Source organism: Pseudomonas sp. S3_A09 (assembly GCF_054668065.1).
Genome location: NZ_CP162752.1, coordinates 5,140,207 through 5,160,978, shown reverse-complemented (window position 1 = coordinate 5,160,978; position 20,772 = coordinate 5,140,207). Strand labels below are relative to the sequence as shown.

Sequence of the window (20,772 nt, the reverse complement as noted above, 5' to 3'; positions counted from 1 at the left end):
TGAGGTTTTGTCATGTCCACCGTCACCGAACGCACACCTGAACAACTGTCCCCGGTCATCCCGAAAACCATGCAGGCCGTGGTTTGCCATGGCCCGGAAGATTACCGCCTGGAAACCGTCGACGTGCCCGTGCCGGGCCCCGATGAAATCCTCACCAAAGTCGAGTTGTGCGGCATCTGCATGGGCGACATCAAGACCTATCGCGGCGCCCCGTCGTTCTGGGGTGACGCCGAACAACCCCGCTACGTGAAACCGCCCATGATCCCCGGCCATGAATTCGTCTGCCGCGTGGTTGCCTTGGGCCCAGGCGCAGAGAAACGAGGGGTGAAGGTCGGTGACCGGGTGATTTCCGAACAAATCGTGCCGTGCTGGGGCTGCCGCTTCTGCAACCACGGTCAATACTGGATGTGCCAGAAGCACGACCTGTATGGCTTCCAGAACAATGTGCAGGGCGCCATGGCCCAGTACATGATCTTCACCAAGGAAGGCATCATTCACAAAGTGCCGGACTCTATCGCCCCGGACGAAGCAATCCTGATCGAACCACTGGCATGCTCACTGCACGCCGCGGAACGCGCCAATGTGGATTTCGACGACGTGGTGGTGGTCGCCGGCGCTGGCACGCTAGGCCTCGGGATCATCGGCGCGGTGCGCATGCGCAACCCGAAAAAGCTCATTGTCCTGGACATGAAGCCGGAGCGCGCCGCCCTCGCCCTGCGCATGGGCGCCGACGAGGTCTGGAACCCGGCCGAGGAGGACGTGCTGGCGAAAATCCGCGAGATCACCGACGGCTACGGGTGTGATATCTACATCGAGGCCACCGGGCACCACAAGGCGGTGAACCAGGGCCTGGCCATGCTGCGCAAGCTGGGCCGCTTCGTCGAATTCAGCGTGTTCAATGACGAGGCCACCGTGGACTGGTCGATCATTGGCGACCGCAAGGAGTTGGACGTGCTGGGCTCGCACCTGGGACCGTACATGTACCCGCGCGCCATCGATTTCATCGGCAACCGCAAGATCGACATGCGCGACGTCGTGACACACACATTTGCGCTGGCGGATTTCAAGGAAGCGTTCGCTGTGATGGAGCGCGGCGATAAGTCGCTGAAGGTGGTTCTGCAACCCTGACCACGCACCCACCGCTTCTGCGCCTACCGTTAACAACAAGAACAGGAACCCGCGTTATGAATCGAGTCATCAACGATCCGGACCAGGTGGTCGAGGACATGCTGCGCGGCATTCTGGTCGCGCACCCCGAACTGCGCCAGTACGAGACCAACCCACGCGTCATCGTCAAGGCCAAGCCTTCTGGGCCTGGCCGCGTCGGCATTGTCACCGGGGGCGGGTCGGGCCATGAACCGGCCTTTCTCGGCTATGTCGGCCCGGGACTGGTGGATGCGGTGGCCGTCGGCGAGATCTTCTCCTCGCCCACTGCCAAGAGTTTTTTCGACGCGTTTCGCGCAGCCGACCATGGCGCAGGTGTGGCTTGCCTTTACGGTAACTACGCTGGCGACAACATGAACGTGAAGCTGGCGATGAAAATGGCCGCCAGCAAAGACATGCGTATCCGCACCGTGGTCGCCAACGATGACGTGGCGTCCGCGCCCAAAGCCGAGATTGCCAAGCGCCGTGGCGTGGCCGGGGAAATCTTCATGTGGAAGATCGGTGGCGCCGCTGCCGCCCAGCATTACGACCTGGACGGCGTGATCCGGGTCGCGCAGAAGACCGTCGACCACTGCCGCTCGATTGGTATCGGCCTCACGCCGTGCACCATTGCGGCAGTGGGCAAGCCGAACTTCCAGATTCCCGACGGCCAGATGGAACTCGGCATAGGCCATCATGGCGAACCGGGCATCGACGTAATCCCGATCGAACCGGCCGCCGCCATGGCCGAACGCATGCTCGCGCCGATCCTTGCCGACCGCGACTTCAGCCAGGACAACAGCGTGGTGGTGCTGGTCTCGGGCCTGGGCGCCACGCCGGTCATGGAGCTGTATATTTTCTACGCCGAGGTCGAAAAACAGCTCACGGCCAAAGGTTTGAAGATTCACCGTTGCTATGTGGGCAATTACTTCACGTCCCTGGAAATGATGGGCGTAACCCTGACCCTGCTCGGCCTCGACGCCGAGCTTACAACCCTGATCGATCAACCCTGCCGCTCCATCGGCATGACCCAGGCGGAGTGAACCATGAGCCAGTATTTTTCCACCCGCGACGGCGGCGCCATCGTCAGCGACCTGGTCAGCGTGATCGTCGCCAACCGTGAATACCTCAGTGAAATCGACGGCGCCATCGGCGATGGCGACCACGGCATCAACATGGCCAAGGGCTTCGCCCATTGCGGGCGCACCCTCGAAGGACGCCAACTGACCCTGGCCGAAGCACTCGACGAGCTGACCCTCAGCCTGATGGAGGGCATCGGCGGTTCCATGGGTCCGCTGTATGGCAGCCTGTTTATCGGCATGGCCGATGAAGTGCGCAACAGCGACGACATCGACGCCGCGACTTTTGCTCATTTGCTGCGCGGCGGGTTGACCTCGTTGCAGGACATTACCGAAGCGGGGGTGGGCGACAAGTGCCTGATGGACACCTTGATACCGGCGGTCGAAGCCTTTGAGCAGGCACACGCCACGGGGGCCTCCTTCAGCGAAGCACTGGACGCAATGAAAGCCGCCGCATCACAGGGCCGCGACTCGACCAAGGACCTGGTGGCAAAGATCGGCCGCGCCAGTCGCCTGGGCGAACGCTCCCTCGGGGTGTTGGATGCCGGCGCCGTGTCGTGTTGCCTGATCCTTACGCGCCTGGCCGACTCGGTACAGCCGCGACTGTCTGCTTGATCTGCTGGAGATACCGCGCCACCGCCGGCGCTTGCTCGAAGCGCCGGTGAATCAGCGACAGCCACGACGACGCGTCACTGCCCTGAATGCTGCGGTACACCACGCCAGGCAAACTCACATGCCCCACCATTGACGCCGGCACCACCGCCACACCCTGCCCGAGTGACACCAGCGCCACCACCGCCACCAATCCACCGGGTTGCGGCCCCAGGCGCGGCGCGTAGCCGCCTTGCGCGGCCACCTGCAAGGTGCCACTGATTTGCTCCGGCAAGATGAACGTCTCGTTTTGCAGGTGCTCGCAACCGATGGCCTTGAGGCCCAGCAGCCACGAGTCCTGCGGCAGCGCCAATACAAACCCCTCACTGTCCAGACGCACCGCCTCGACACCCTCAGGCAGGGTCATGGGCGAGCGGATATAACCGATATCGACACGTCCGTCCGCCACCGCGCCAGGCAACGTCGCCATCGCACATTCGCGCACATTCACGCTCACATCCGGAAACGCCTGGGCGAACGCCTGCATTTGCCGCTGCAACAGCCCCGAATACACCGCCGACGCCACGTAGCCCAATTGGATATGACCGATCTCGCCACGCCCAGCGCGCTGGGCATTGCGCTGGGCGAACTCGAACTGGCGCACGGTAGCTTCGGCTTCGATCAGCAAGGCGGCGCCGGCTTCGGTCAAGCTGACCTCGCGCTGCTGGCGGACGAACAAGCGCGTACCCAGCGTCGTTTCCATGTCCTGGATCTGGCGGCTCAACGTCGGTGGCGCAATGCCCAACTGCTCGGCGGCCCGGGTGAAGTTGCGCTGGCGGGCTACAGCCAGGAAGTAGCGAAAATGACGGATGTCCATAACAGGATTAGCTCAAAGGTAATGAAGTGCTTCACGGCGGCTAACAAAGACGTCGCCGGCCGAGATTAAGCTAACGGCACGTGAACACTAGAGAGCCTTTGCAATGTCCGTCAACTGTCTTTTCCGCATTGCCTGCAAGGTAATTCAATCATGAGCCGAGTCAGTCCGCGCCTCACCTTATTGACGGCGTCCGGCGTCTGTTCGCTGATCGTGCTCGACACGAACATCGTCGCCGTCACACTGCCCAGCATCGCCCGTGATCTGGGAGCAAATTTTGCCGACATCGAATGGGTCGTCAGCGCCTACATGCTGGCCTTTGCCGCACTGTTGTTACCCGCCGGCAGCATCGCCGATCGCTTCGGCCGCAAGAAAACCCTGGTCTGGGGGCTGAGCATCTTTATCCTGGCGTCCCTCGGCTGCGGTGCCGCGCCCAACGCGTTGTTTCTGGACATCGCTCGCGCGATCAAAGGCGTCGGCGCAGCCCTGCTGTTGACCTCGGCACTCGCCACCATCGGCCACACCTTCCACGACGATGTGGAACGGGCCAAAGCCTGGGCCTTCTGGGGCGCCTGCATGGGCGTGGCCATGACCGCCGCACCGACCCTGGGCGGCTTGATCACCGAGTACCTGGGCTGGCGCTGGATTTTCTATCTGAACCTGCCAGTGGGCCTGGCCTTGATGGCGCTGGTACTGCGTGCAATCCCGGAATCCCGCGATACCCAGTCGGCACGGCTCGACCCCTGGGGCAGCCTGGCCTTCAGCGCCAGCCTGTTGTGCTTGATGTGGGGCCTGATCGAAGCCAATCGCATTGGCTGGGACAACCCGTTGACCTACGCCCGGCTCATCGGCGGCGCGGCATTACTGGGTGTATTTGTCCTCGTCGAACGTGTGCAACAGCGGCCCATGGTCGACCTGCAACTGTTCCGCCACCCGCGCTTTATCGGAGCCTTGCTGGGGATGTTTGCCTACGCCGGTTGCGCCCAAGTGATGATGACCTTGTTGCCGTTCTACCTGCAGAACGGCCTGGGGTTCTCCGCGATTGACTCGGGCCTGGGCATGTTGCCGTTTGCGCTGACCCTGTTGATCTGCCCACGCATTGGCGCACGCCTGGCGGGGCGATTGACACCCGCTACGATGATGGCTGGTGGCCTGACACTGGTGGGCAGTGGCAACCTCTTGAGTGCCTGGGCGGTAAACGTGGGAGGTTACCTGCCTTTTGCCTTGGCGATTGCAGTTACAGGCGCCGGGGCAGGTCTGCTCAATGGCGACACGCAGAAAAACATCATGGTCTGTGTGCCGCGAGACCGTGCCGGTATGGCTTCGGGCATGAGCACCACCATGCGCTTCAGCGCGATCATGTTGGCGATCGGCGTGTACGGGGCGTTATTGAGCCGTCATAGCGAGCAGTTGTTGAGCGCAAGCATCGGCGCACAATGGCAGGCTCAGGTTAACGGCATTGCTTCACGCGTAGTCGCCGGGGATATGTCGGCAGCGATGGGTTTGTTGCCGGAGTCGGCACGCGCACTGGTGCAGCCGCTGGCGCGACAGGCGTTCGTGGGTGGGTTCAGCGCGGTGTTGTGGGTGGCGGGCGTATTGGGGTTGATGGGGGCGCTGGTGGTGGGGATGTTGATGCGTAACCCGATACCTTCAGCCCCACCACAACTCCCCCTGCGGGCACCGAACTGAATGTGGGAGCGGGCTTGCTCGCGAATGCGGTGTGTTAGGAGCAGATGCACTGACTGAGACATCGCATTCGCGGGCAAGCCCGCTCCCACAGGGGGGCGTCTACGTTCTGGAGGTCGGGTTACCAGAAGCGCTGCTGGGTCAACCGGCTCCACCAGGTCAGCAACACGCGGTCCACTGAGCCACTGGCCGCCAGCCCGACTCGCTCCTGCAAGCTCTTGCGCTCGGCATAATGCAGGTGGAACACCTCGGCGGTCTTGGCCTTGGTGGCCAGGTATTCGTCGCTGGTCTGCAGTTCGTCGACCAATTGCTTGTCGAGCGCTGCAACACCCAGCCACACTTCTCCGGTCGCCACGTCATCAATCGCCAACTGCGGGCGGTAGCGCGAGACGAAGTTCTTGAACAGTTGGTGAGTGATGTCCAGGTCCTCCTGGAACTTCTCGCGGCCCTTTTCAGTGTTTTCGCCAAACACCGTGAGGGTGCGCTTGTACTCACCGGCGGTCAGCACTTCGAAGTCGATGTCGTGCTTCTTCAGCAGGCGGTTGACGTTAGGCAACTGCGCCACGACGCCAATGGAGCCGAGGATGGCAAACGGCGCACTGATGATTTTCTCGCCAATGCACGCCATCATGTAGCCGCCGCTGGCTGCGACCTTGTCGATGCATACGGTCAACGGCACCCCTGCCTGGCGGATACGCGCCAGCTGCGATGAGGCCAGGCCGTAGCTGTGGACCATGCCACCGCCGCTTTCCAGGCGCAGCACCACTTCATCCTTCGGCGTGGCCAGGCTCAGCAAGGCCGTGATTTCATGGCGCAGGCTTTCGGTGGCGGAAGCCTTGATGTCGCCATCAAAATCCAGCACAAACACCCGTGGCTTGGCCTCGGCTTTCTGCTTGCCCTTCTTCTTTTCGGCCTTGCCTTCGGATTTACGCAGGGCCTTGAGCTGGTCCTTGTCGAGCAGGGTCGATTCCAGGCGCTCGCGCAGGCCCTTGTAGAAGTCATTGAGCTTGCTGACCTGCAACTGGCCGGCGGATTTGCGACGCCCTTTGCTGCGCAGGGCCGCGAAACTGATCAGTACCACCAGAATAGCGACCACCAGGGTCACGGTCTTCGCCAGAAAGCTCGCGTATTCGGCCAGAAAATCCATAGTTCTCCTTACAGGTGCGGTGCGCCAGGCGCGGATTGCCCAAGCATACCGACGGGGCTTGCCGGGAGCCAGTGCTCAAACCGCCACCAGGCGCCCTCCAACGAGCTTTTAAAACAAGCGTATGTTTTTTCATTGACAGCTCGCAGGCATCCTCATAACCTCGCCAGACTTTCAACGTACCGGGAAAACGGACGTGGGCAGCATCTATCTGATTCGACATGGCCAGGCCTCCTTCGGTGCAGACGACTATGACGTCCTGTCGCCCGTCGGCGTGGAACAGGCACGAGTGCTCGGCCGCCACTTGGCCGACATGGGCCTGGTGTTCGACCGCTGTGTGGCCGGCGATCTGCGTCGCCAGCAGCACACCGCCACCGCCGCCTTCGATCAGTACAGCGCCCTGGGCCTGCCGGTGCCGGCGCTGGAAATCGACAGCGCCTTCAACGAATTCGACGCCGACGCAATCATCCGCGCCCTGCTCCCCGACCTGCTGACCACCGAACCTGAAGCCCTGGAAATTCTGCGCAATGCCGCGCAGAACCGCAGCGAGTTCCAGCGTATCTTCGCCCTGATCATCGAGCGCTGGCTGGCCGGCACCTATGACCCACCGGGGCTGGAAAGCTGGCTGGGTTTCGTGGAGCGTGTGCAGGGAGGCCTGCAACGGATGCTCGAGGCGGCGGACAACGCGCAGAAGATCGCCGTGTTCACCTCCGGCGGCACCATCACCGCCCTGCTCCACCTGATTACCCGAATGCCTGCCGCCCAGGCCTTCGAACTGAACTGGCAAATTGTTAACACCTCGCTCAACCAGCTGAAATTCCGCGGTCGCGAGGTGGCACTGGCTTCCTTCAACAGTCATACCCACTTGCAACTGTTGAAGGCGCCGCAGCTCATCACGTTCCGATGAACTGCGGCCAACCGTGACCCCAAGGTCACTGGACTCTACCCTAAAGGATCGAAACCATGACTGACGTAGCCAAAGCTGTAGAAGCAATGAAAGCCAAATTCAACCCAGCCGCCGCTGACGGCCTGGACCTGGTGTTCGGTTTCCGTATCGACGACACCCAGAACTTCTCGCTGGTGGTGAAAAACAACACCTGCGAATTGCTGGAAGGCGAAAACCCAGACGCCCAGGTCACCCTGGTGATGGACGCTGAAACCATGAAAGGTATCGTCAGCGGCGAGACCGACGGCATGCAGGCCTTCATGGGCGGCAAGCTGCGCACCGAAGGCGACATGATGCTGGCCATGAAACTGAGCGAGCTGTTCCCGGCGTGATGCACGGGCACGCCTGAAGCCCGATCCCGCCTCTCCAGGCGGGATTTTTTTGCCTGCTACTTTGATTCCATTGTTGGCGCGTTGAGCTTGCCTTTGGGCCTCCCTTGCCCACGCTGGTACAACGCCTCCACCAGCTTTTGCCGCTCGTCCTGCGCCAAGGTGCTGGCAAACTGCGCCAGCGTGCTATCCACCAATGCACGAAGCGCCATGTCGGCTTCGCGGGCCTGGGCCAGTTCGGTCGTCAACGCTCCCCGATCCAGCGTCGGCGCTTCCATCTGCTTGATTACCCCCAGGCGCGCCGCACGCCCGGCCATGATCAGCGGCTGGCTATCGGCGGTGTTATGACGCAACAGTTGGCGCAATTCCCTGCGCCGCTCCGGCGATAACTTGACCATGGCCTGACGCAACCCATGCTGGTTGACCACCACTTCGGCAGGTTGGGTGCTGGCTATCCAGTGGTAAAGACCACCAGCCAGCCCGCCGATCAAGAACACATTGAGCAATACCGAGACCAGCAGCCACGGTTTCAGGGATTGGGCGCTCATTGCTCGGCTTCCTCGGCGTTGACGGTAAAGATGACTTGCGCATCGCCCTGGTCAAACACACTGGGCAATACCTCGGCGGACACCCATGGCAATGGCACGCTCATGGACGCCACCAGCATGCCGGTGACGACACCCGCAATGCCGGCGCCCACCAGCCCTGCCGGTGACAACCAACCGGCGTAGCGCGACCAGAACGACGCGCGACGCGGCACCGACTGACGGATCTGCCGAGCCAGCGCCGGGTCGGTCAAGGCCAGTTGATGGCTGTCCAGTTCGGCGTCGAGCCAACCGGCCTGATTCAACGCTTCACGGGCACTGGCGTTAGCGCTGTCGAGCAGCTCCTGGGCGGCGCCGCGTTCAGCCACAGGCCAACGCTGTAGGTCGGCCCCATAGGCGTCGGCCAGATAAGCAAATCGTTCAGGTGTCATGATGTTCCCCTTCCTGGGCGGGCAAGCCCGGATGTATCGGCAAGTTGGCTGCGCAACTGGCGTCGGGCCCGCGACAGCAGGCTCTCCAGTGCCTCGACGCTGATGTTCATCAGGGCCGCGGCGTCGATGTTCGACAGCTCCTGGTAGTACTGCAACACAATCGCCTCGCGCTGGCGCTCGGGCAAAGCGGCCAAGGCGGCGGCCATGCGTGCGCTGCGGTCGGCGCTTTCCAATTGCTCATCCAGAGGCGCTGCGCTGTCCGCCAGCTCCAGCACCTCCTCCTCGGACAAAGGACGTTGCTTGCGCCGACGCAATCGGTCATGGCACAGGTTGAGCGCCACCCGATGCAGCCAGGTGTCGAAACGCGCCTCGCCACTGCGCCAACTCGCCGCCTGGCGCCAGATGCGCAGGAAGCTTTCCTGGGCCACGTCCTTGGCTTCGTCGGCATCCCCCAGGATCCGGCTGGCGAGCGCCAGCAGACGCGGCAGTTTGCGCGTCACCATTTCGTTGACGGCCGCAGGGTCGTTGTTGCCGATACGTGCGAGCAGTTCAACGTCCGGATCAGAGTCTTTCAATCGGGCAATTCTCGGTCAGCGGATCCAATGCCCTTCGCGCCAGTACCAGTTCGGACCATGGGCCTCCCAATGGCCGGGCGCCCAACGCGCATTGCGCATCACCGGCTGCCAGTGGCCTGGCACCCAGCCATAGCCGCGCCCTTCCCAGCGCCAATGGCCACGGTCCCAGGCGTAGCCCGGTCGCTCCACGGGAACCATTTCCACACGCTCCGGTGGCGGCGCCTGGCGGATGATGATTTCGGTCTGGGCAAACACCGAGGTGCTGACAAACGCGGCGAGTGTCAGCGGAGCAAGCAAGGCAAAGCGCACTGTGGCCAGGGGTCTCATGGCAACTCCTTCATGCAACGAGCGAAAGTGCCGGTTGCTGATGGGTTGAACGGGGCAAGTCGAAAAATCCGTCGCAGGACGCGCGGATTATTTACGCAGGCAGTATTGCCCAGGGGATGAAGGGGCTTGATGAAATGTTTGAAAGCTTCGCGACGGATTTACGCAGATGGCGACGTTGAAGGATTAACGCTGATCAACCGAAGAGGAAACACCATGTCCCGCCGACTTTACCTGCTGATTGCCGCATTGCTGATCGTCAGCCTCAGCGGCTGCGTGATCGTGCCGGAACACCGCCATTGCTGCTGGCGCTATTACGGCGCGCTCGATACGCCGACCCACAGCGTCAACGGCTAGCCAACCGCCGCAAAACCACGGCGCCCGGCCTTGATCTCGGTGCGCAACTCGCCAATCAGGTTTGAGATGGAACGGATGCTATCCAAACCGTCAGGGGACACGCCGGTCAGCAGCAAATCAACCCGGCCCGACACTGGCTCGAAGATGCTGATGCGCAACGAGCCGTCGCTGTTCAAGGTGCAATCGCACGCCAGCGGCAGGAAACCCGAAGCCATGATGCGGTTGAATTCAACGAATGAAATCATGACAAGTCCCCATCCCCGGGCCTCACCCGGTCATTGAGATAGAGACAGCGTAGATGAGGTTCTGCAGGGCATGAAAGCATCCATGCAAAAGTGTTAGCCGGGCCTCATTTCGCCCTGAAAACGCCGAATCACTGACGCCAGAAAACCCGTCTTTTCGACCTCTCGTCTGCTGCTCCGGCGAGCGCTTGACTCGGCGCGTCGATCACAAGACGCTGTTGGCCTTTGGCCATCACTTTGAGCAAAACCACCATGAGCATCGACCCGCCGAGCCAGCCCGACAGCGATGTGTACAAGACCTTGCTGGAGTCGACCAAGGCCATTCCCTGGCGCATCGATTGGCAAACCATGACCTTCAACTATATCGGCCCGCAGATCGAAACCCTGCTGGGCTGGCCCCCGCAGAGTTGGGTCAGCGTGGACGACTGGGTCGAGCGCATGCACCCGGATGATCGTGAATACGTGGTGAATTTCTGTGTGTCGCAATCCCGCGCCGGCGTGGACCACGAGGCGGATTATCGCGCGCTGACGGTGAATGGCGACTACGTGTGGATTCGCGATGTGGTGCACGTGGTGCGCAAGGACGGCGAAGTCGAAGCGCTGATCGGGTTCATGTTCGATATCAGCGAACGCAAGAAGACCGAAGAGCACCTGCTGCGCCTGCAAAAACAACTGGAAGAATATTCCTACCAGGACGGCCTGACCGGCATTGGCAATCGGCGCATGTTCGACACCGTGTTGGAGCGCGAATGGACCAGCGCCCAGCGCAGCCAGCTACCGCTGTCGTTAATCATTCTGGATATCGATTTTTTCAAGCAGTACAACGACCACTACGGCCATATCAAAGGCGACGAATGCCTGCGCCAGGTTGCACATACCCTGTCCCAGGCGGCTAACCGGCCACGGGATTTCATTGCGCGTATCGGTGGTGAAGAGTTTGTGTGGCTGCTGCCGGAAACCGATGCGCAATCCGCCCGGCAGGTGGCGCAGCGTTGCTTGCACCTGATTCGCCAGCAGCAGATCGAGCATGGTTTTTCGGCGGTGTCGAACCTGCTGACCCTGAGTCTGGGCGTCGGCACGTGCATCGTGAAACCCGACAGCCCGATGCTGGGATTTGTCGAAGAGGTCGACAAGTTGTTGTACCAGGCCAAACGCAATGGGCGGATGCGCGCGGAGTTCGCTGACAGTGAAGTCTGACGCGAAGGTCAAATTGCAGGCAAAAAAAATCCCAAGTAGCTGATGGAAACTTGGGATTTAAAAATGCATAAACCGTGGGAGGTGAACGCCCGGCTATAGTAACGATTGTAAAAAGCCGCAACAAGATTATTTTAATCCTTTCGTCGGATTAAAAACGCTGTAAGTCATTCAATAACCACACATTTTTTAAGGTAGCGAGGTCTATAAGTGCCACTTTTTGGTGCAACTACCCACCCTATTTCCACTTATAAAAAAGGGCTATTCGATTATCACGGCGTGCCATTCAACGACTTGCAAGCTTCCTGCGGTTCAGGGCTACGTGGCATTACCGAACGCCCCACACTTTGCACTTGCCGGCACAGTGCCAAGCGTTCATTGGCCGCTTCCCTTTCGCGGTCAACCTCGGCGTTGAGCCGCACAAAATAGATTCCCAGCAACACCGCGGCGCAGAGCACGCCGAGCACAAAGTAGCGAAAGCTGTTGGACGATGCCGGCTCTGGTGCGTTCATGACGTTACTGCGCCCTGCTCTTCTCATAACGCACATCATCGCCGTCCACTGGGCCGACCACGCTCCAGCCTAACCGCTGATAAAACCCGTTGGCACGGATGCCGTCGCGGCCGTCGGTGATCAGGAACAAGCGGTCGTGGCGTTCAAATAACGCAGCCTCGGCCACCGCCATCAGTTGACGGCCCAGGCCCCGATTCTCGTAAGTCGGGTGCACGAACATTGCGAACACCTCGCCTTCGGCCAGGTCGACCATGGCAAAGGCGGCGGGCTGACCATCCACCTCGGCGATCCAAACGCAGGGCGCCGCGCGGATGCTGTCGGCCAGCACCTGCGGCGTGATACCCAGATCGGCCATTTGCTCGGTACTCAAATGGTTTTGCACCACCGAGGTGCGAATGGTGAAGACCGTGTCGACATCGTCCTGCGTCGCTACGCGGATTAGCGTTTGCATACTGGCCTCCCTAATAGAGGACGCAATTGTAGGCAAATAGAAACGCAGTGAATGTCGTGGATTTGTAAAACGGCCTACAGGGCCTCGCCCTGATGCCAGCTCGCCGCTGTCACATTAAGCCGTCATTTGCGTGCGACTTTGTAGCGCACGCAATCCTGGTAGAAGCCCTGCCGAATCGCTTCGGGCTTAAGCCGTGAACGGCTGTCGTAGGTTTGTTCGGTGATGCCCATGGCCATCATGCGCATCCAGGATTTGTTGAATTTCATGGTCTGGATCTTCTGCCGCGCCGCGTAAAGCGACACGCCCGACAGCTTGAGCTCCTGGGCCCTGGCGGCGGTGCCGGCGCCCCAGCTGCACATGTACTTGTCCCCCTCGCGCAGCTCCCGAGCCTGCACGGCAGCCGCGCCGCCGGCCAGGGAACAGGCGATCAGCATGAATCCAACAGTGCGCATTTGCATCCTCACCTAACCACCTGAAAATAAAAGCGATTCTGGCGAGGATTTTGTTACAAAGGGGCCATTAAATTGCCTTATTGCGCAATGTTTCAGCTAGCTGCCGCAGCGGGCAGTCAGGCCGTTGAACAGCCCTCACTTCACCATTGGTAGGTCGCGCTCGCCTGCACGGTGCGCTGCGAACCATACCAGCACCACGAATAGGAGTAGCAGGACGCGACATACTCTTTATTCGCCAGGTTGGTGGCATTGAGCGCCAGGCGCAGGTTGTCCTTCAGGCGGGCGATGTTCGGAATGTCGTAGTGCACCGCCGCATCGAACAGGGTGTAGCCCGGGACCTTCAGGGTGTTGGCGGTATCCCCCCAGGACGAGCCGACATACCGCGCCCCCGCACCGACGCCGAAGCCCTTGAGTTTGCCATCGTGGACGGTGTAGTCAGCCCACGCCGAGGCAGTGTGACGCGGCACGCCGTAGGTGGTGGTACCTTCGGCGGCGATGGCCGGGCCTACGCCGATGTCGCTGATGGGTGCATACCGCACGGTGTTGTTGGACTTGCTGATGCGGTTATCCAGATAAGCATAGGCCGCGGTGATGTCCAGGTTGTCGTTGAGGCTGGCCTTGCCCTCCAGTTCAAAGCCTCGGGATTGCACTTCGCCGTCCTGGCTCTGGCAGCGTCCGGTGCCACACAGGTGAGTCGGGTCTGGGTCGGTGGTCAGCACATTGGTCTGGCGTAGGTCGAAGATCGCCGCAGTGATAAAGCTGTTGCTGCCTGGTGGTTGGTACTTGATGCCGATTTCATACTGCTTGCCTTCGGTCGGCTTGAACACCGAACCGCCGTAGCCGGTGCCTGACTGCGGGTTGAACGACTCCGCGTAGCTGGCATACGGTGCCAGGCCATTGTCGAAGAGGTAGACCAGGCCGATGCGACCGGTGAAGGCTTTGCTGTCCAGAGAGGATTTGCTCTTTGCCCCGCTGCTGAGGGTCTGGGTGCTGTTATCGGTACTGGCCCAGTCGTAGCGACCGCCCAGCAGCAATACCCATTTGTCCCACTTCATCTGTTCTTGCAGGTACACGCCGGTCTGCTCGCTGCGCGAGGTGCCGTCGGTGGTGTAGGCCGGCACCGGCACGGCCGCGCCATAGACCGGATTGAAAATATCCAGGGTCGGGCCCGCTGTGTATACACCAGAACCGGACAGGGTGTCGGTGCTGGTGTTCTGGTAATCGAGCCCCATCAGCAGGGTGTGCTGCAACGGGCCGGTGTCGAATTTGGCCTGCACCTGGTTGTCGAGGGTATAGGCATCCAGGTCGACATCGCTGGCGATGGTCGAGCGGCGGATGGTGCGGTAATCCGCCATCAGGTAGTTGCTGTAGAGGCTGCGGTACTGGCCTTCGCTGCGCAGGTAACGCGCATTCTGGCGCACGGTCCACACGTCATCGAAGTGATGCTCGAACGCCCAGCCGATGCTGTAGTACTCGCGGTCACTTTTCTCGAAGTTTTTTTCACCGTCGTAGAAATCCACATCGATACTGCGCCCGGTCGGGCTGTGCAGCACCGAGCCCCAGGCCGGCACCGAGCCGTAGGACGCACCTTTGGGATCCTTCTGGAAATGCCCGAGCAGGGTCAACGAGGTGGCGTCGTCCGGGCGCCAGGTGAAGGCGCTGGACAGTGACTGTCGGCGCGTCTCAGTGTGCTCGACCTGGCCATCGGCGTCGTCGAAAAGCCCGGCCACGCGGTAGGAATACACGCCCTGGTCGTCCATTGGGCCACTCAAGTCGAAGGTCGTACGCTTCTTGTTGAAGGTGCCGTACTCCACACCCACTTCATGAAACGGCGTATCCAAAGGACGCTTGCTGACCATGTTGATCACGCCGCTCGGCGTACCCTGCCCGTACAGCACCGACGCCGGGCCGCGCAGCACTTCCACGCGCTCCAGGTCAAAGGCGTCTTTCTGCGGCAAGGCATCACGGCTTGAGGGCATGCGCAGGCCGTCGAGGTAGGTCGCCGGCGAGAACCCCCGGATGGTCAACTGGTCCAGGCGCGATGCGGTGGCGCCACGGGTCTCCGGGATAACGGCAGCGCTATAGCGCAGGATCTGGTTGAGGCTCTCGGCGTTTTGCGCGCGCATCTGGTCTTTGGTGACGATGGAGATCGACTGCGGCGTTTCGATCAACGCGGTGTCGGTCTTGGTGCCCGACAAACTGCGCGTGGCCACATAACCGGACACCGGCCCGGTCGGGCTCTCAGCCTGGTACGCGCCGCTGATGGTGGTGGCCTGCAGCTCCATGGCCCCGCCGTTATCCGGGATGGATTCCAGGCGGTAGCGGTCGGCGGAGAGCTTCAAGGCTTGCAAGCCGCTGCCGGAAAGCAATTGGGTCAGCGCCACGTCGGTGTCGTATTGCCCACTTAGCCCCTGGCTGCGTTTGCCACGCGTCAGGCTTGCATCAAACGCCAGCACCAGGCCCGCCTGCTCGGCCAGGCTATTGAGTGCCTGGCTCAAATCACCGGCTGGAATCGAGAAGCGGCCCACAGCGCTGCTGCTCTCTTCGGCATGGGTGGACTGGACGGTCAGCAACGGCACGGCGGCAAAAGCCATCGCCACTGACAAGGCCAGTGGGTGCAAGGGACGAGCAAGGCGCGACATGGGAAATCCTGCGTAAGGGAGGTTCTATTAACCATGACGGCCAGGTCGGAAAATCGGGCAAGGATGAGAGCGATTTTTATTTGCTCTGCCGCGCTGCAATCAGTTTTGTCGCTTTTTTGTGTAGCCTTTGGGTTGGTTTTTAGTGGTTTTTCCCCGTGTTCAGTCAGCCCTTTCTGAATGTATTAACCGCTCTTCCTAAAGAAAATGGTCCCCGTTTTACATTTTGAAGGAAACAAAAAAATGCTGATTACGTTAACTAAAAGGTTTGCAAAAAAATGAGCCACCTTGACGACGGGACAATTGAAGACTTTAAAAAATCAATACGAAAATCACTGCTTAACAAAAACCAAACATGACCTAATGGTAGAAACAATGAGTCAGAACATACCCTAGCGATCTTTAGTTAGATGCTCACTGCTCCAAATGAAGACAATGCCTAAGACTGGAAGGTCTCGCACAATCCAAATCTACACACTAGAAACTCTTATATCGGAATGTCTGGGCAAGTAGGGAAAGCAACGGAATGCCTCAAGCGATCGTTCGAAACCAAAAAAATGCGTGGGTTATGGTGCCCCAAGAACATTTCGCGGCGAGGCGCTGTCGCCAATGACGTGACCTACGAATTGCATGGCATTCGTTGTTGGGTTTGCCTGTCTGCACCTATGTATCAACTTTGATTAAAGCCCTGGCGATAAGGTCGACGAATTTGACCTTTGGCGATTATATATTGACGCCTGTGAGCTACCGCAAAAAAAACATACCGAAAAGAGTACGTGGCGCATGAATTCGGCGCGTACCTGAAACGAGGAAAAGCCAAGAAAATGCCCGATTCGATGTCCAACTTGTACTTCATTCAACCTTTAATAAGGACTGCCCATCCTGACGAGCAATCAGCCCTTCACCCCCACGCCACCACCAACAACCCTGCCCCCAACACCAAACACAACGGCGAATAAAAATACGTATCCAACCTCGCAAACCGCGACCCACCGACCTTCTTGAAAAACCCCACCAACTCCGAATCCCCAATCGCCCTGGCGAACATCACCACCGCAATTGCGCTGATGCCCCACTGCAACGCCCCATGGGACACCGCCGAGAAGTACAATCCGGCCCGCAGGCACACCAGCAGCGCAATGGCCACCAGCCCCATCGCCACCAGGAACGTCCCCAGCGCCGAGGGCTTGAAGGCCGGTTTTGGGCCGCTGGCGAATTCGCCGGGCAGCTGGGGGATGGCGGCGAGGCTGCCGAGTTTGCCGCCGGCGGCCCAGTACAAGTGGACCATGCTGATGCAGGTAAACACCCCGACAATCCATCGTGCGACAACGAAGCTCATGGCTGGCTCTCCCTGAAAAGGTGCGAAACAGGATAGTCGTCCTGAGATTTTCTGCAGGCATTTCGTCGGCGGCTGATGGTAAAGTGCCGCCCCATGAAAATCGCCCGTGCCGACCGCTCGCTCATTGCCTGGATGCTCTATTGCTGCGTCCTGTTCAATGTGTTCGCCTGCAGTATCGGTCACGGGCAGATGGTCGGGATGCAGCTCAATGGCATCGGCGGTCGGTTTTGTACGGTGGACCCGCGTACTCAGGCGCCCAAGCCGTCCAACTCGACTGAAGAGAACCTGCCGACGCTGTCCAAGGCCTTTGGTTGCCCGCTGTGTTCCACCGGTGGCATGGGCCCGGCGCTGAGTTCCAGCCTGAATGTGGCGGTGTTGCCACAGCCCCATGCACCACCGCCGGCCATTGTCCTGGCTGCTGACATCCCTGCCCGCTTCACCTGGCCTGCGGCTAATCCGCGCGCACCGCCTGCTTTCGCCTGATCCCTTCGCTTTCCAATCTGCACTGACCACCGTTTCCGCAAGGATGTACGGGCGGCTGTGCGTTGTTTTCAAGCCAAGTTTTTCAGGATTCAACCATGAAACATCTACCCCTGTTGGCGGGCCTGTTCGGCTGCCTGCCTGTCTGTGCCTGGGCCCTTGAGTTGGCCCCGACCACCATTGATGGCGAACAAACCGCCGAGCCTGGCCTGGCCTTGGACCAATCCAGTGGCATGGCCTCGCGCTTGGGCTTGAGTGTGCGCGAAACCCCGGCGTCGGTGGCTATCGCCAACCGCAATGACATCGAACGCCACGGCGCCAAGACCTTCCGCGACGCAGCCAACACCTTGCCTGGCGTGAATGCCAGCGCCCCGCCAGGATTTGGCGGTTTTGTCTCCTACCGCGGCTTTACCAGCAGCCAGATCACCCAGATGTTCAACGGAATCAATGTCGCGACCGGCCTGGCCCGGCCAGTGGATGCGTGGATCTACGACCGGGTAGAGCTGGTAGGCGGCCCCTCCTCCTTGATCAACGGTGCCGGTTCCGTGGGCGGTTCGCTCAACTACGTGACCAAACTGGCCACCCGCGAAGAGCAGGCGGCCGAAGGCCAGCTCACCTATGGCAGCTATGACACCGCCGGCATGGCGTTTGGCGTCAATCACGCCCTGACCGAACCCGGCGCCGATGTGCAGCACTACGCGCGCCTGGACGTGAGCCGCAACACTAATCATAGCTACATCGACCGCGACCAACGCGAGGCCTGGAGCCTGGCGTTCTCCCTGCTCAGTGACCTCACGCCCAACCTGTCGCATACCCTGGCGCTGGAATACCAGGATGAGCATGAAGACAGCCCTTACTGGGGCACACCGGTGCTCAACCCCAAAGTGGGCGAGCTGAAGATCGACAAGCACAACCGTTTCAACAACTACAACGTTTCCGACGGTCGCTATGAGCAGCGCACGATCTGGGCGCGTTCGATCATCGACTACCGCCTCAACGACAGCACCACTCTGAAAAACACCCTCTACCACTTGGACAGCCAGCGCGACTACCGCAACCTGGAAACCTACCAGTACAACGCCGACAACAGTGCGGTGAACCGTTCGACGGCCTATCAAGTGCGCCATCAGGGCGAACAGAACGGCAACCAGTTCGAGCTGCGCCACGACAACAGCCTTTTCGGCCTGTCGACCACCTGGTCCGGTGGTTTCGAGTACAAGGTCAATAGCACCACCAACACCCCGCTGAATGTGCCGGGCAACAGCAGCGTGGACCCGAACAACTACAACCCCGGGCACTTCTACGACATCCCGCGAACCCGTGAGAAGTTCGGCAAGGACAAGACCAACGAGGTCACCACCCAGGCGTTATTCGTGGAGAACCGGCTGGGGCTCACGGATAAACTCTCGCTGCTCACCGGCCTGCGTTACGACGCTATCGACCTGGATGTCACCAACCACCGTGCGATCACCGCCACCAATCCCCGCCACTTCAAGCGCAGCTGGGAACCGGTGACCGGTCGCGTCGGCCTGACTTACCAGTTCATCCCATCGGCCAACGTGTATGTGCAATACAGCACGGCCGCCGAGCAGCCGAACACCACCACGCAGGTGTTTGATGTCTCGACGGGCAAACAGTGGGAAGTGGGCAGCAAATTCGACTACCTGGACGGCCGAGGCTCGGCCACCGTGGCCGCTTACACGATCGAGCGTAAGGATTTTGCCGTGACCGACCCGCAGGACCCGACCAACAGTATTCCGGTCGGCGCGCAGTCATCCAAAGGCATCGAGTTGGCCAGTTCGTTACGCATCACGCCAAGGTTGCTGGCGGAGGGTAACTTCGCGTGGGTCGACGCCGAGTACGACGACTTCAACGAGAAAATCGCCAGTGGCGCGGTGGTCTCGCGCAAAGGCAATACGCCAACCAACGTGCCCAAGCGCGTGGGCAACCTGTGGCTGACCTATGATTTTGCCGAAGATTGGCAAGGGGGCGTGGATGCGCGTTATGTGGCCGAGGTGTATGCAGATAATGCCAACACCCAGACAGTGCCGGCCTACACGCTGTTCGGCACGTTCCTGCGCTATAAAGTGGACTCGCACACCTCGGTGACGGGCCGGGTACGCAATTTGACGAATGAGGTGTATGCCGAGTTTGCCCATGTGTCGCCGGCTTACTACCTTGGTGCGCCAAGGACATTCGAGCTGGCAGTACAAACCAGGTTCTAAACACTTGAACGCAGGAGCCCGGCTTGCCGACGATGGCGTCCGATAGAACGCCATCGCCGGCAAGCCGGGCTCCTACAGTACATGCGCAGTGTTATTTCAGGCTGGCTTCAACCTTCTGTGCCACATCTTCTGTCAACCAAGCCTTCCACACCTGCGGATGTTCCTTCAGAAACACCTGGGCCACTTCCCGTGGCGCCGTGTGATTTTCACTCATGGTCGCCAAGGCTTTGTTCAGCGGCTCAATCGGAAACTCGACCTTCTCGAAGAACTGGGCAATCTGCGGGTGTTCCTTCTGGAACGGCGTCGAGACGCCGATGCTCAGCTTGGAGGCCAACGACCGCGTAGGTTTTGGATTCGGGTTATCCGCATCCGTCAGGGTCTTCCACGCCTCGGCATCAAACGGCGGCTCTTCCAACTGGATCAACTTGTAGCGCCCCATCAGCGGCGTCGGCGACCAGTAGTAAAACAACACGGGCTTGCCCCGGCGGATCGATGAGGCGATCTCGGCGTCCAGTGCCGCGCCCGAGCCGCTGCGGAAGTTCACATAGCTGTCGTCCAAACCGTAGGCCTTGAGCTTCTGTTTGTTGACCACTTCCGAGGTCCAGCCGATGGGGCTGTTGAGAAAGCGCCCCTTGCCTGGAGATTCCGGGTCCTTGAACACATCCTTGTAGCGCGCCAAGTCCTTCACGCTCTTGAGCTCCGGCGCGAGGGGCTTGATGCCCTTGGCAGGGTCGCCCTTGACCACGTATTCCGGCACCCACCAGCCTTCGGTTGCGCCTTTGACCGTATCGCCCAGGCCGACCACTTTGCCTTCGGCTTCGGCCTTGACCCACACCGGGCTGCGGCCCGCCCATTCTTCACCGATCACTTGGATGTCGTTCTTCGCCAGGGCGGTTTCCAGGGTGATGGTGGTGCCAGGCAATGTATCGGTGGGCAGGTCGTATCCCTTCTCGACGATCACCCGCAGCACTTCGGTGATCAGGCTGCCGCTTTCCCAGTTCAGGTCGGCAAAATGCACCGGGGCCTCGGCGGCCGACACCGGCAATGCCGCCACTGACAGCCCCAGCGTCGTCAGGGAGGCCGCCAACAGTGTTTTCAATCCTTTCATGCCCTTGCACCTCGCGATATCGCAGCAGACAGCGGACGGCTTTGCTACGTAAGCGCGAAGCCTCTGAATAGTTAAGTCAACTCAACTGTAGTAGAGGTTCCGGGAG

23 protein-coding genes are annotated in these 20,772 nt (G+C 60.4%); 10 read left to right on the top strand and 13 right to left on the bottom strand.

The genetic code is table 11. The features are described from left to right. Positions 1-12 precede the first annotated feature (12 nt). From AB4N92_RS24130 to dhaL, 3 genes are read left to right on the top strand one after another with little or no spacing between them, the layout of a single operon-like run. On the top strand, positions 13-1,128 hold the full coding sequence (locus tag AB4N92_RS24130) for an erythritol/L-threitol dehydrogenase (protein ID WP_010210982.1): 1,116 nt from the start codon (positions 13-15) through the stop codon (positions 1,126-1,128). 56 nt (positions 1,129-1,184) lie between these two features. Continuing rightward, positions 1,185-2,186 (top strand): dihydroxyacetone kinase subunit DhaK, encoded by a 1,002-nt coding sequence (locus tag AB4N92_RS24125; RefSeq protein ID WP_010210984.1) that lies wholly within the window; start codon positions 1,185-1,187, stop codon positions 2,184-2,186. 3 nt (positions 2,187-2,189) lie between these two features. Then, a complete protein-coding gene (dhaL, locus tag AB4N92_RS24120; protein WP_010210985.1) occupies positions 2,190-2,837 on the top strand; it encodes a dihydroxyacetone kinase subunit DhaL in 648 nt (215 codons plus the stop codon). Here the strand turns inward: dhaL and AB4N92_RS24115 are convergent. Continuing rightward, positions 2,794-3,690, bottom strand: coding sequence for a LysR family transcriptional regulator (locus AB4N92_RS24115; RefSeq protein WP_021491707.1), 897 nt, complete (start codon positions 3,688-3,690; stop codon positions 2,794-2,796). The genes dhaL and AB4N92_RS24115 overlap by 44 nt on opposite strands. Before the next feature lie 150 nt (positions 3,691-3,840). On the opposite strand from AB4N92_RS24115, the gene AB4N92_RS24110 reads away from it, so the two are divergent. Further along, the gene (locus tag AB4N92_RS24110; RefSeq protein ID WP_176332212.1) at positions 3,841-5,376 is read left to right on the top strand and encodes an MFS transporter; all 1,536 of its coding nucleotides are present in this window, start codon (positions 3,841-3,843) and stop codon (positions 5,374-5,376) included. A gap of 118 nt (positions 5,377-5,494) precedes the next feature. On the opposite strand, the gene sohB is transcribed toward AB4N92_RS24110, so the two are convergent. Then, a complete protein-coding gene (gene sohB / locus AB4N92_RS24105) occupies positions 5,495-6,520 on the bottom strand; it encodes a protease SohB (protein ID WP_010210988.1) in 1,026 nt (341 codons plus the stop codon). A gap of 193 nt (positions 6,521-6,713) precedes the next feature. Here sohB and AB4N92_RS24100 point away from each other — a divergent pair, with 193 nt between their 5' ends. After that, positions 6,714-7,424 carry a histidine phosphatase family protein gene (locus AB4N92_RS24100; protein WP_176332213.1) on the top strand — a complete coding sequence of 237 codons (711 nt, stop codon included), beginning with the start codon at positions 6,714-6,716 and terminating at the stop codon, positions 7,422-7,424. 56 nt (positions 7,425-7,480) lie between these two features. Then, a complete protein-coding gene (locus AB4N92_RS24095) occupies positions 7,481-7,795 on the top strand; it encodes an SCP2 sterol-binding domain-containing protein (RefSeq protein WP_010210990.1) in 315 nt (104 codons plus the stop codon). A 56-nt stretch (positions 7,796-7,851) separates the two neighbouring features. On the opposite strand, the gene AB4N92_RS24090 is transcribed toward AB4N92_RS24095, so the two are convergent. The 4 genes from AB4N92_RS24090 to AB4N92_RS24075 are packed head-to-tail and all read right to left on the bottom strand — an operon-like array spanning position 7,852 to position 9,670. Beyond that, the gene (locus tag AB4N92_RS24090; protein ID WP_045792245.1) at positions 7,852-8,340 is read right to left on the bottom strand and encodes a periplasmic heavy metal sensor; all 489 of its coding nucleotides are present in this window, start codon (positions 8,338-8,340) and stop codon (positions 7,852-7,854) included. Further along, entirely contained in the window at positions 8,337-8,768 is a 432-nt protein-coding gene (locus AB4N92_RS24085; protein WP_010210994.1) for a hypothetical protein, read from the bottom strand. Before AB4N92_RS24085 ends, AB4N92_RS24090 begins: the two co-directional genes overlap by 4 nt. Continuing rightward, positions 8,765-9,343, bottom strand: coding sequence for an RNA polymerase sigma factor (locus AB4N92_RS24080; RefSeq protein WP_045792247.1), 579 nt, complete (start codon positions 9,341-9,343; stop codon positions 8,765-8,767). The genes AB4N92_RS24085 and AB4N92_RS24080 overlap by 4 nt, the downstream gene beginning before the upstream one ends. Before the next feature lie 15 nt (positions 9,344-9,358). After that, entirely contained in the window at positions 9,359-9,670 is a 312-nt protein-coding gene (locus AB4N92_RS24075; RefSeq protein ID WP_021491709.1) for a YXWGXW repeat-containing protein, read from the bottom strand. Positions 9,671-9,883: 213 nt separating this feature from the next. Between AB4N92_RS24075 and AB4N92_RS24070 the strand changes: the two genes are divergently transcribed. Beyond that, on the top strand, positions 9,884-10,024 hold the full coding sequence (locus AB4N92_RS24070) for a hypothetical protein (RefSeq protein WP_010210997.1): 141 nt from the start codon (positions 9,884-9,886) through the stop codon (positions 10,022-10,024). On the opposite strand, the gene AB4N92_RS24065 is transcribed toward AB4N92_RS24070, so the two are convergent. Continuing rightward, positions 10,021-10,269 (bottom strand): DUF1652 domain-containing protein, encoded by a 249-nt coding sequence (locus AB4N92_RS24065; protein ID WP_010210998.1) that lies wholly within the window; start codon positions 10,267-10,269, stop codon positions 10,021-10,023. The genes AB4N92_RS24070 and AB4N92_RS24065 overlap by 4 nt on opposite strands. A 249-nt stretch (positions 10,270-10,518) precedes the next feature. Between AB4N92_RS24065 and AB4N92_RS24060 the strand changes: the two genes are divergently transcribed. After that, positions 10,519-11,463, top strand: coding sequence for a GGDEF domain-containing protein (locus tag AB4N92_RS24060; RefSeq protein WP_021491711.1), 945 nt, complete (start codon positions 10,519-10,521; stop codon positions 11,461-11,463). Positions 11,464-11,732: 269 nt separating this feature from the next. On the opposite strand, the gene AB4N92_RS24055 is transcribed toward AB4N92_RS24060, so the two are convergent. From AB4N92_RS24055 to AB4N92_RS24035, 5 genes are all read right to left on the bottom strand, one after another. Then, a complete protein-coding gene (locus AB4N92_RS24055; RefSeq protein ID WP_236267173.1) occupies positions 11,733-11,972 on the bottom strand; it encodes a hypothetical protein in 240 nt (79 codons plus the stop codon). Between the two features lie 4 nt (positions 11,973-11,976). After that, a complete protein-coding gene (locus AB4N92_RS24050; RefSeq protein WP_010211001.1) occupies positions 11,977-12,423 on the bottom strand; it encodes a GNAT family N-acetyltransferase in 447 nt (148 codons plus the stop codon). A gap of 122 nt (positions 12,424-12,545) precedes the next feature. Beyond that, entirely contained in the window at positions 12,546-12,875 is a 330-nt protein-coding gene (locus AB4N92_RS24045; RefSeq protein WP_010211002.1) for a hypothetical protein, read from the bottom strand. A gap of 140 nt (positions 12,876-13,015) precedes the next feature. Next, the gene (locus AB4N92_RS24040) at positions 13,016-15,517 is read right to left on the bottom strand and encodes a TonB-dependent siderophore receptor (RefSeq protein ID WP_010211003.1); all 2,502 of its coding nucleotides are present in this window, start codon (positions 15,515-15,517) and stop codon (positions 13,016-13,018) included. Positions 15,518-16,415: 898 nt separating this feature from the next. Then, positions 16,416-16,853, bottom strand: a complete 438-nt coding sequence (locus AB4N92_RS24035) for a DUF3995 domain-containing protein (RefSeq protein ID WP_010211004.1) — start codon at positions 16,851-16,853, stop codon at positions 16,416-16,418. A 93-nt stretch (positions 16,854-16,946) separates the two neighbouring features. Between AB4N92_RS24035 and AB4N92_RS24030 the strand changes: the two genes are divergently transcribed. Further along, positions 16,947-17,336: a DUF2946 domain-containing protein gene (locus tag AB4N92_RS24030; RefSeq protein WP_106119696.1), complete on the top strand. Its 390-nt coding sequence runs from the start codon at positions 16,947-16,949 to the stop codon at positions 17,334-17,336. A gap of 95 nt (positions 17,337-17,431) precedes the next feature. Next, complete coding sequence (locus AB4N92_RS24025; RefSeq protein ID WP_106119695.1) at positions 17,432-19,558, top strand: TonB-dependent receptor; 2,127 nt, start codon at positions 17,432-17,434, stop codon at positions 19,556-19,558. A 91-nt stretch (positions 19,559-19,649) separates the two neighbouring features. Here AB4N92_RS24025 and AB4N92_RS24020 read toward each other — a convergent pair whose 3' ends face one another. Continuing rightward, entirely contained in the window at positions 19,650-20,666 is a 1,017-nt protein-coding gene (locus AB4N92_RS24020) for an ABC transporter substrate-binding protein (protein ID WP_021491715.1), read from the bottom strand. Between the last annotated feature and the right edge of the window lie 106 nt (positions 20,667-20,772).

What these genes read in the sequence shown, in the direction of transcription:
- AB4N92_RS24090 (WP_045792245.1), bottom strand. Translation starts at nt 8,340, where the DNA reads ATGAGCGCCCAATCCCTGAAACCGTGGCTGCTGGTCTCGGTATTGCTC.
- AB4N92_RS24045 (WP_010211002.1), bottom strand. Translation starts at nt 12,875, where the DNA reads ATGCGCACTGTTGGATTCATGCTGATCGCCTGTTCCCTGGCCGGCGGC.
- AB4N92_RS24030 (WP_106119696.1), top strand. Translation starts at nt 16,947, where the DNA reads ATGAAAATCGCCCGTGCCGACCGCTCGCTCATTGCCTGGATGCTCTAT.
- sohB (WP_010210988.1), bottom strand. Translation starts at nt 6,520, where the DNA reads ATGGATTTTCTGGCCGAATACGCGAGCTTTCTGGCGAAGACCGTGACC.
- AB4N92_RS24130 (WP_010210982.1), top strand. Translation starts at nt 13, where the DNA reads ATGTCCACCGTCACCGAACGCACACCTGAACAACTGTCCCCGGTCATC.
- AB4N92_RS24095 (WP_010210990.1), top strand. Translation starts at nt 7,481, where the DNA reads ATGACTGACGTAGCCAAAGCTGTAGAAGCAATGAAAGCCAAATTCAAC.
- AB4N92_RS24055 (WP_236267173.1), bottom strand. Translation starts at nt 11,972, where the DNA reads ATGAACGCACCAGAGCCGGCATCGTCCAACAGCTTTCGCTACTTTGTG.
- AB4N92_RS24060 (WP_021491711.1), top strand. Translation starts at nt 10,519, where the DNA reads ATGAGCATCGACCCGCCGAGCCAGCCCGACAGCGATGTGTACAAGACC.
- AB4N92_RS24075 (WP_021491709.1), bottom strand. Translation starts at nt 9,670, where the DNA reads ATGAGACCCCTGGCCACAGTGCGCTTTGCCTTGCTTGCTCCGCTGACA.
- AB4N92_RS24040 (WP_010211003.1), bottom strand. Translation starts at nt 15,517, where the DNA reads ATGTCGCGCCTTGCTCGTCCCTTGCACCCACTGGCCTTGTCAGTGGCG.
- AB4N92_RS24115 (WP_021491707.1), bottom strand. Translation starts at nt 3,690, where the DNA reads ATGGACATCCGTCATTTTCGCTACTTCCTGGCTGTAGCCCGCCAGCGC.
- dhaL (WP_010210985.1), top strand. Translation starts at nt 2,190, where the DNA reads ATGAGCCAGTATTTTTCCACCCGCGACGGCGGCGCCATCGTCAGCGAC.
- AB4N92_RS24110 (WP_176332212.1), top strand. Translation starts at nt 3,841, where the DNA reads ATGAGCCGAGTCAGTCCGCGCCTCACCTTATTGACGGCGTCCGGCGTC.
- AB4N92_RS24020 (WP_021491715.1), bottom strand. Translation starts at nt 20,666, where the DNA reads ATGAAAGGATTGAAAACACTGTTGGCGGCCTCCCTGACGACGCTGGGG.
- AB4N92_RS24035 (WP_010211004.1), bottom strand. Translation starts at nt 16,853, where the DNA reads ATGAGCTTCGTTGTCGCACGATGGATTGTCGGGGTGTTTACCTGCATC.
- AB4N92_RS24025 (WP_106119695.1), top strand. Translation starts at nt 17,432, where the DNA reads ATGAAACATCTACCCCTGTTGGCGGGCCTGTTCGGCTGCCTGCCTGTC.
- AB4N92_RS24070 (WP_010210997.1), top strand. Translation starts at nt 9,884, where the DNA reads ATGTCCCGCCGACTTTACCTGCTGATTGCCGCATTGCTGATCGTCAGC.
- AB4N92_RS24065 (WP_010210998.1), bottom strand. Translation starts at nt 10,269, where the DNA reads ATGATTTCATTCGTTGAATTCAACCGCATCATGGCTTCGGGTTTCCTG.
- AB4N92_RS24125 (WP_010210984.1), top strand. Translation starts at nt 1,185, where the DNA reads ATGAATCGAGTCATCAACGATCCGGACCAGGTGGTCGAGGACATGCTG.
- AB4N92_RS24085 (WP_010210994.1), bottom strand. Translation starts at nt 8,768, where the DNA reads ATGACACCTGAACGATTTGCTTATCTGGCCGACGCCTATGGGGCCGAC.
- AB4N92_RS24050 (WP_010211001.1), bottom strand. Translation starts at nt 12,423, where the DNA reads ATGCAAACGCTAATCCGCGTAGCGACGCAGGACGATGTCGACACGGTC.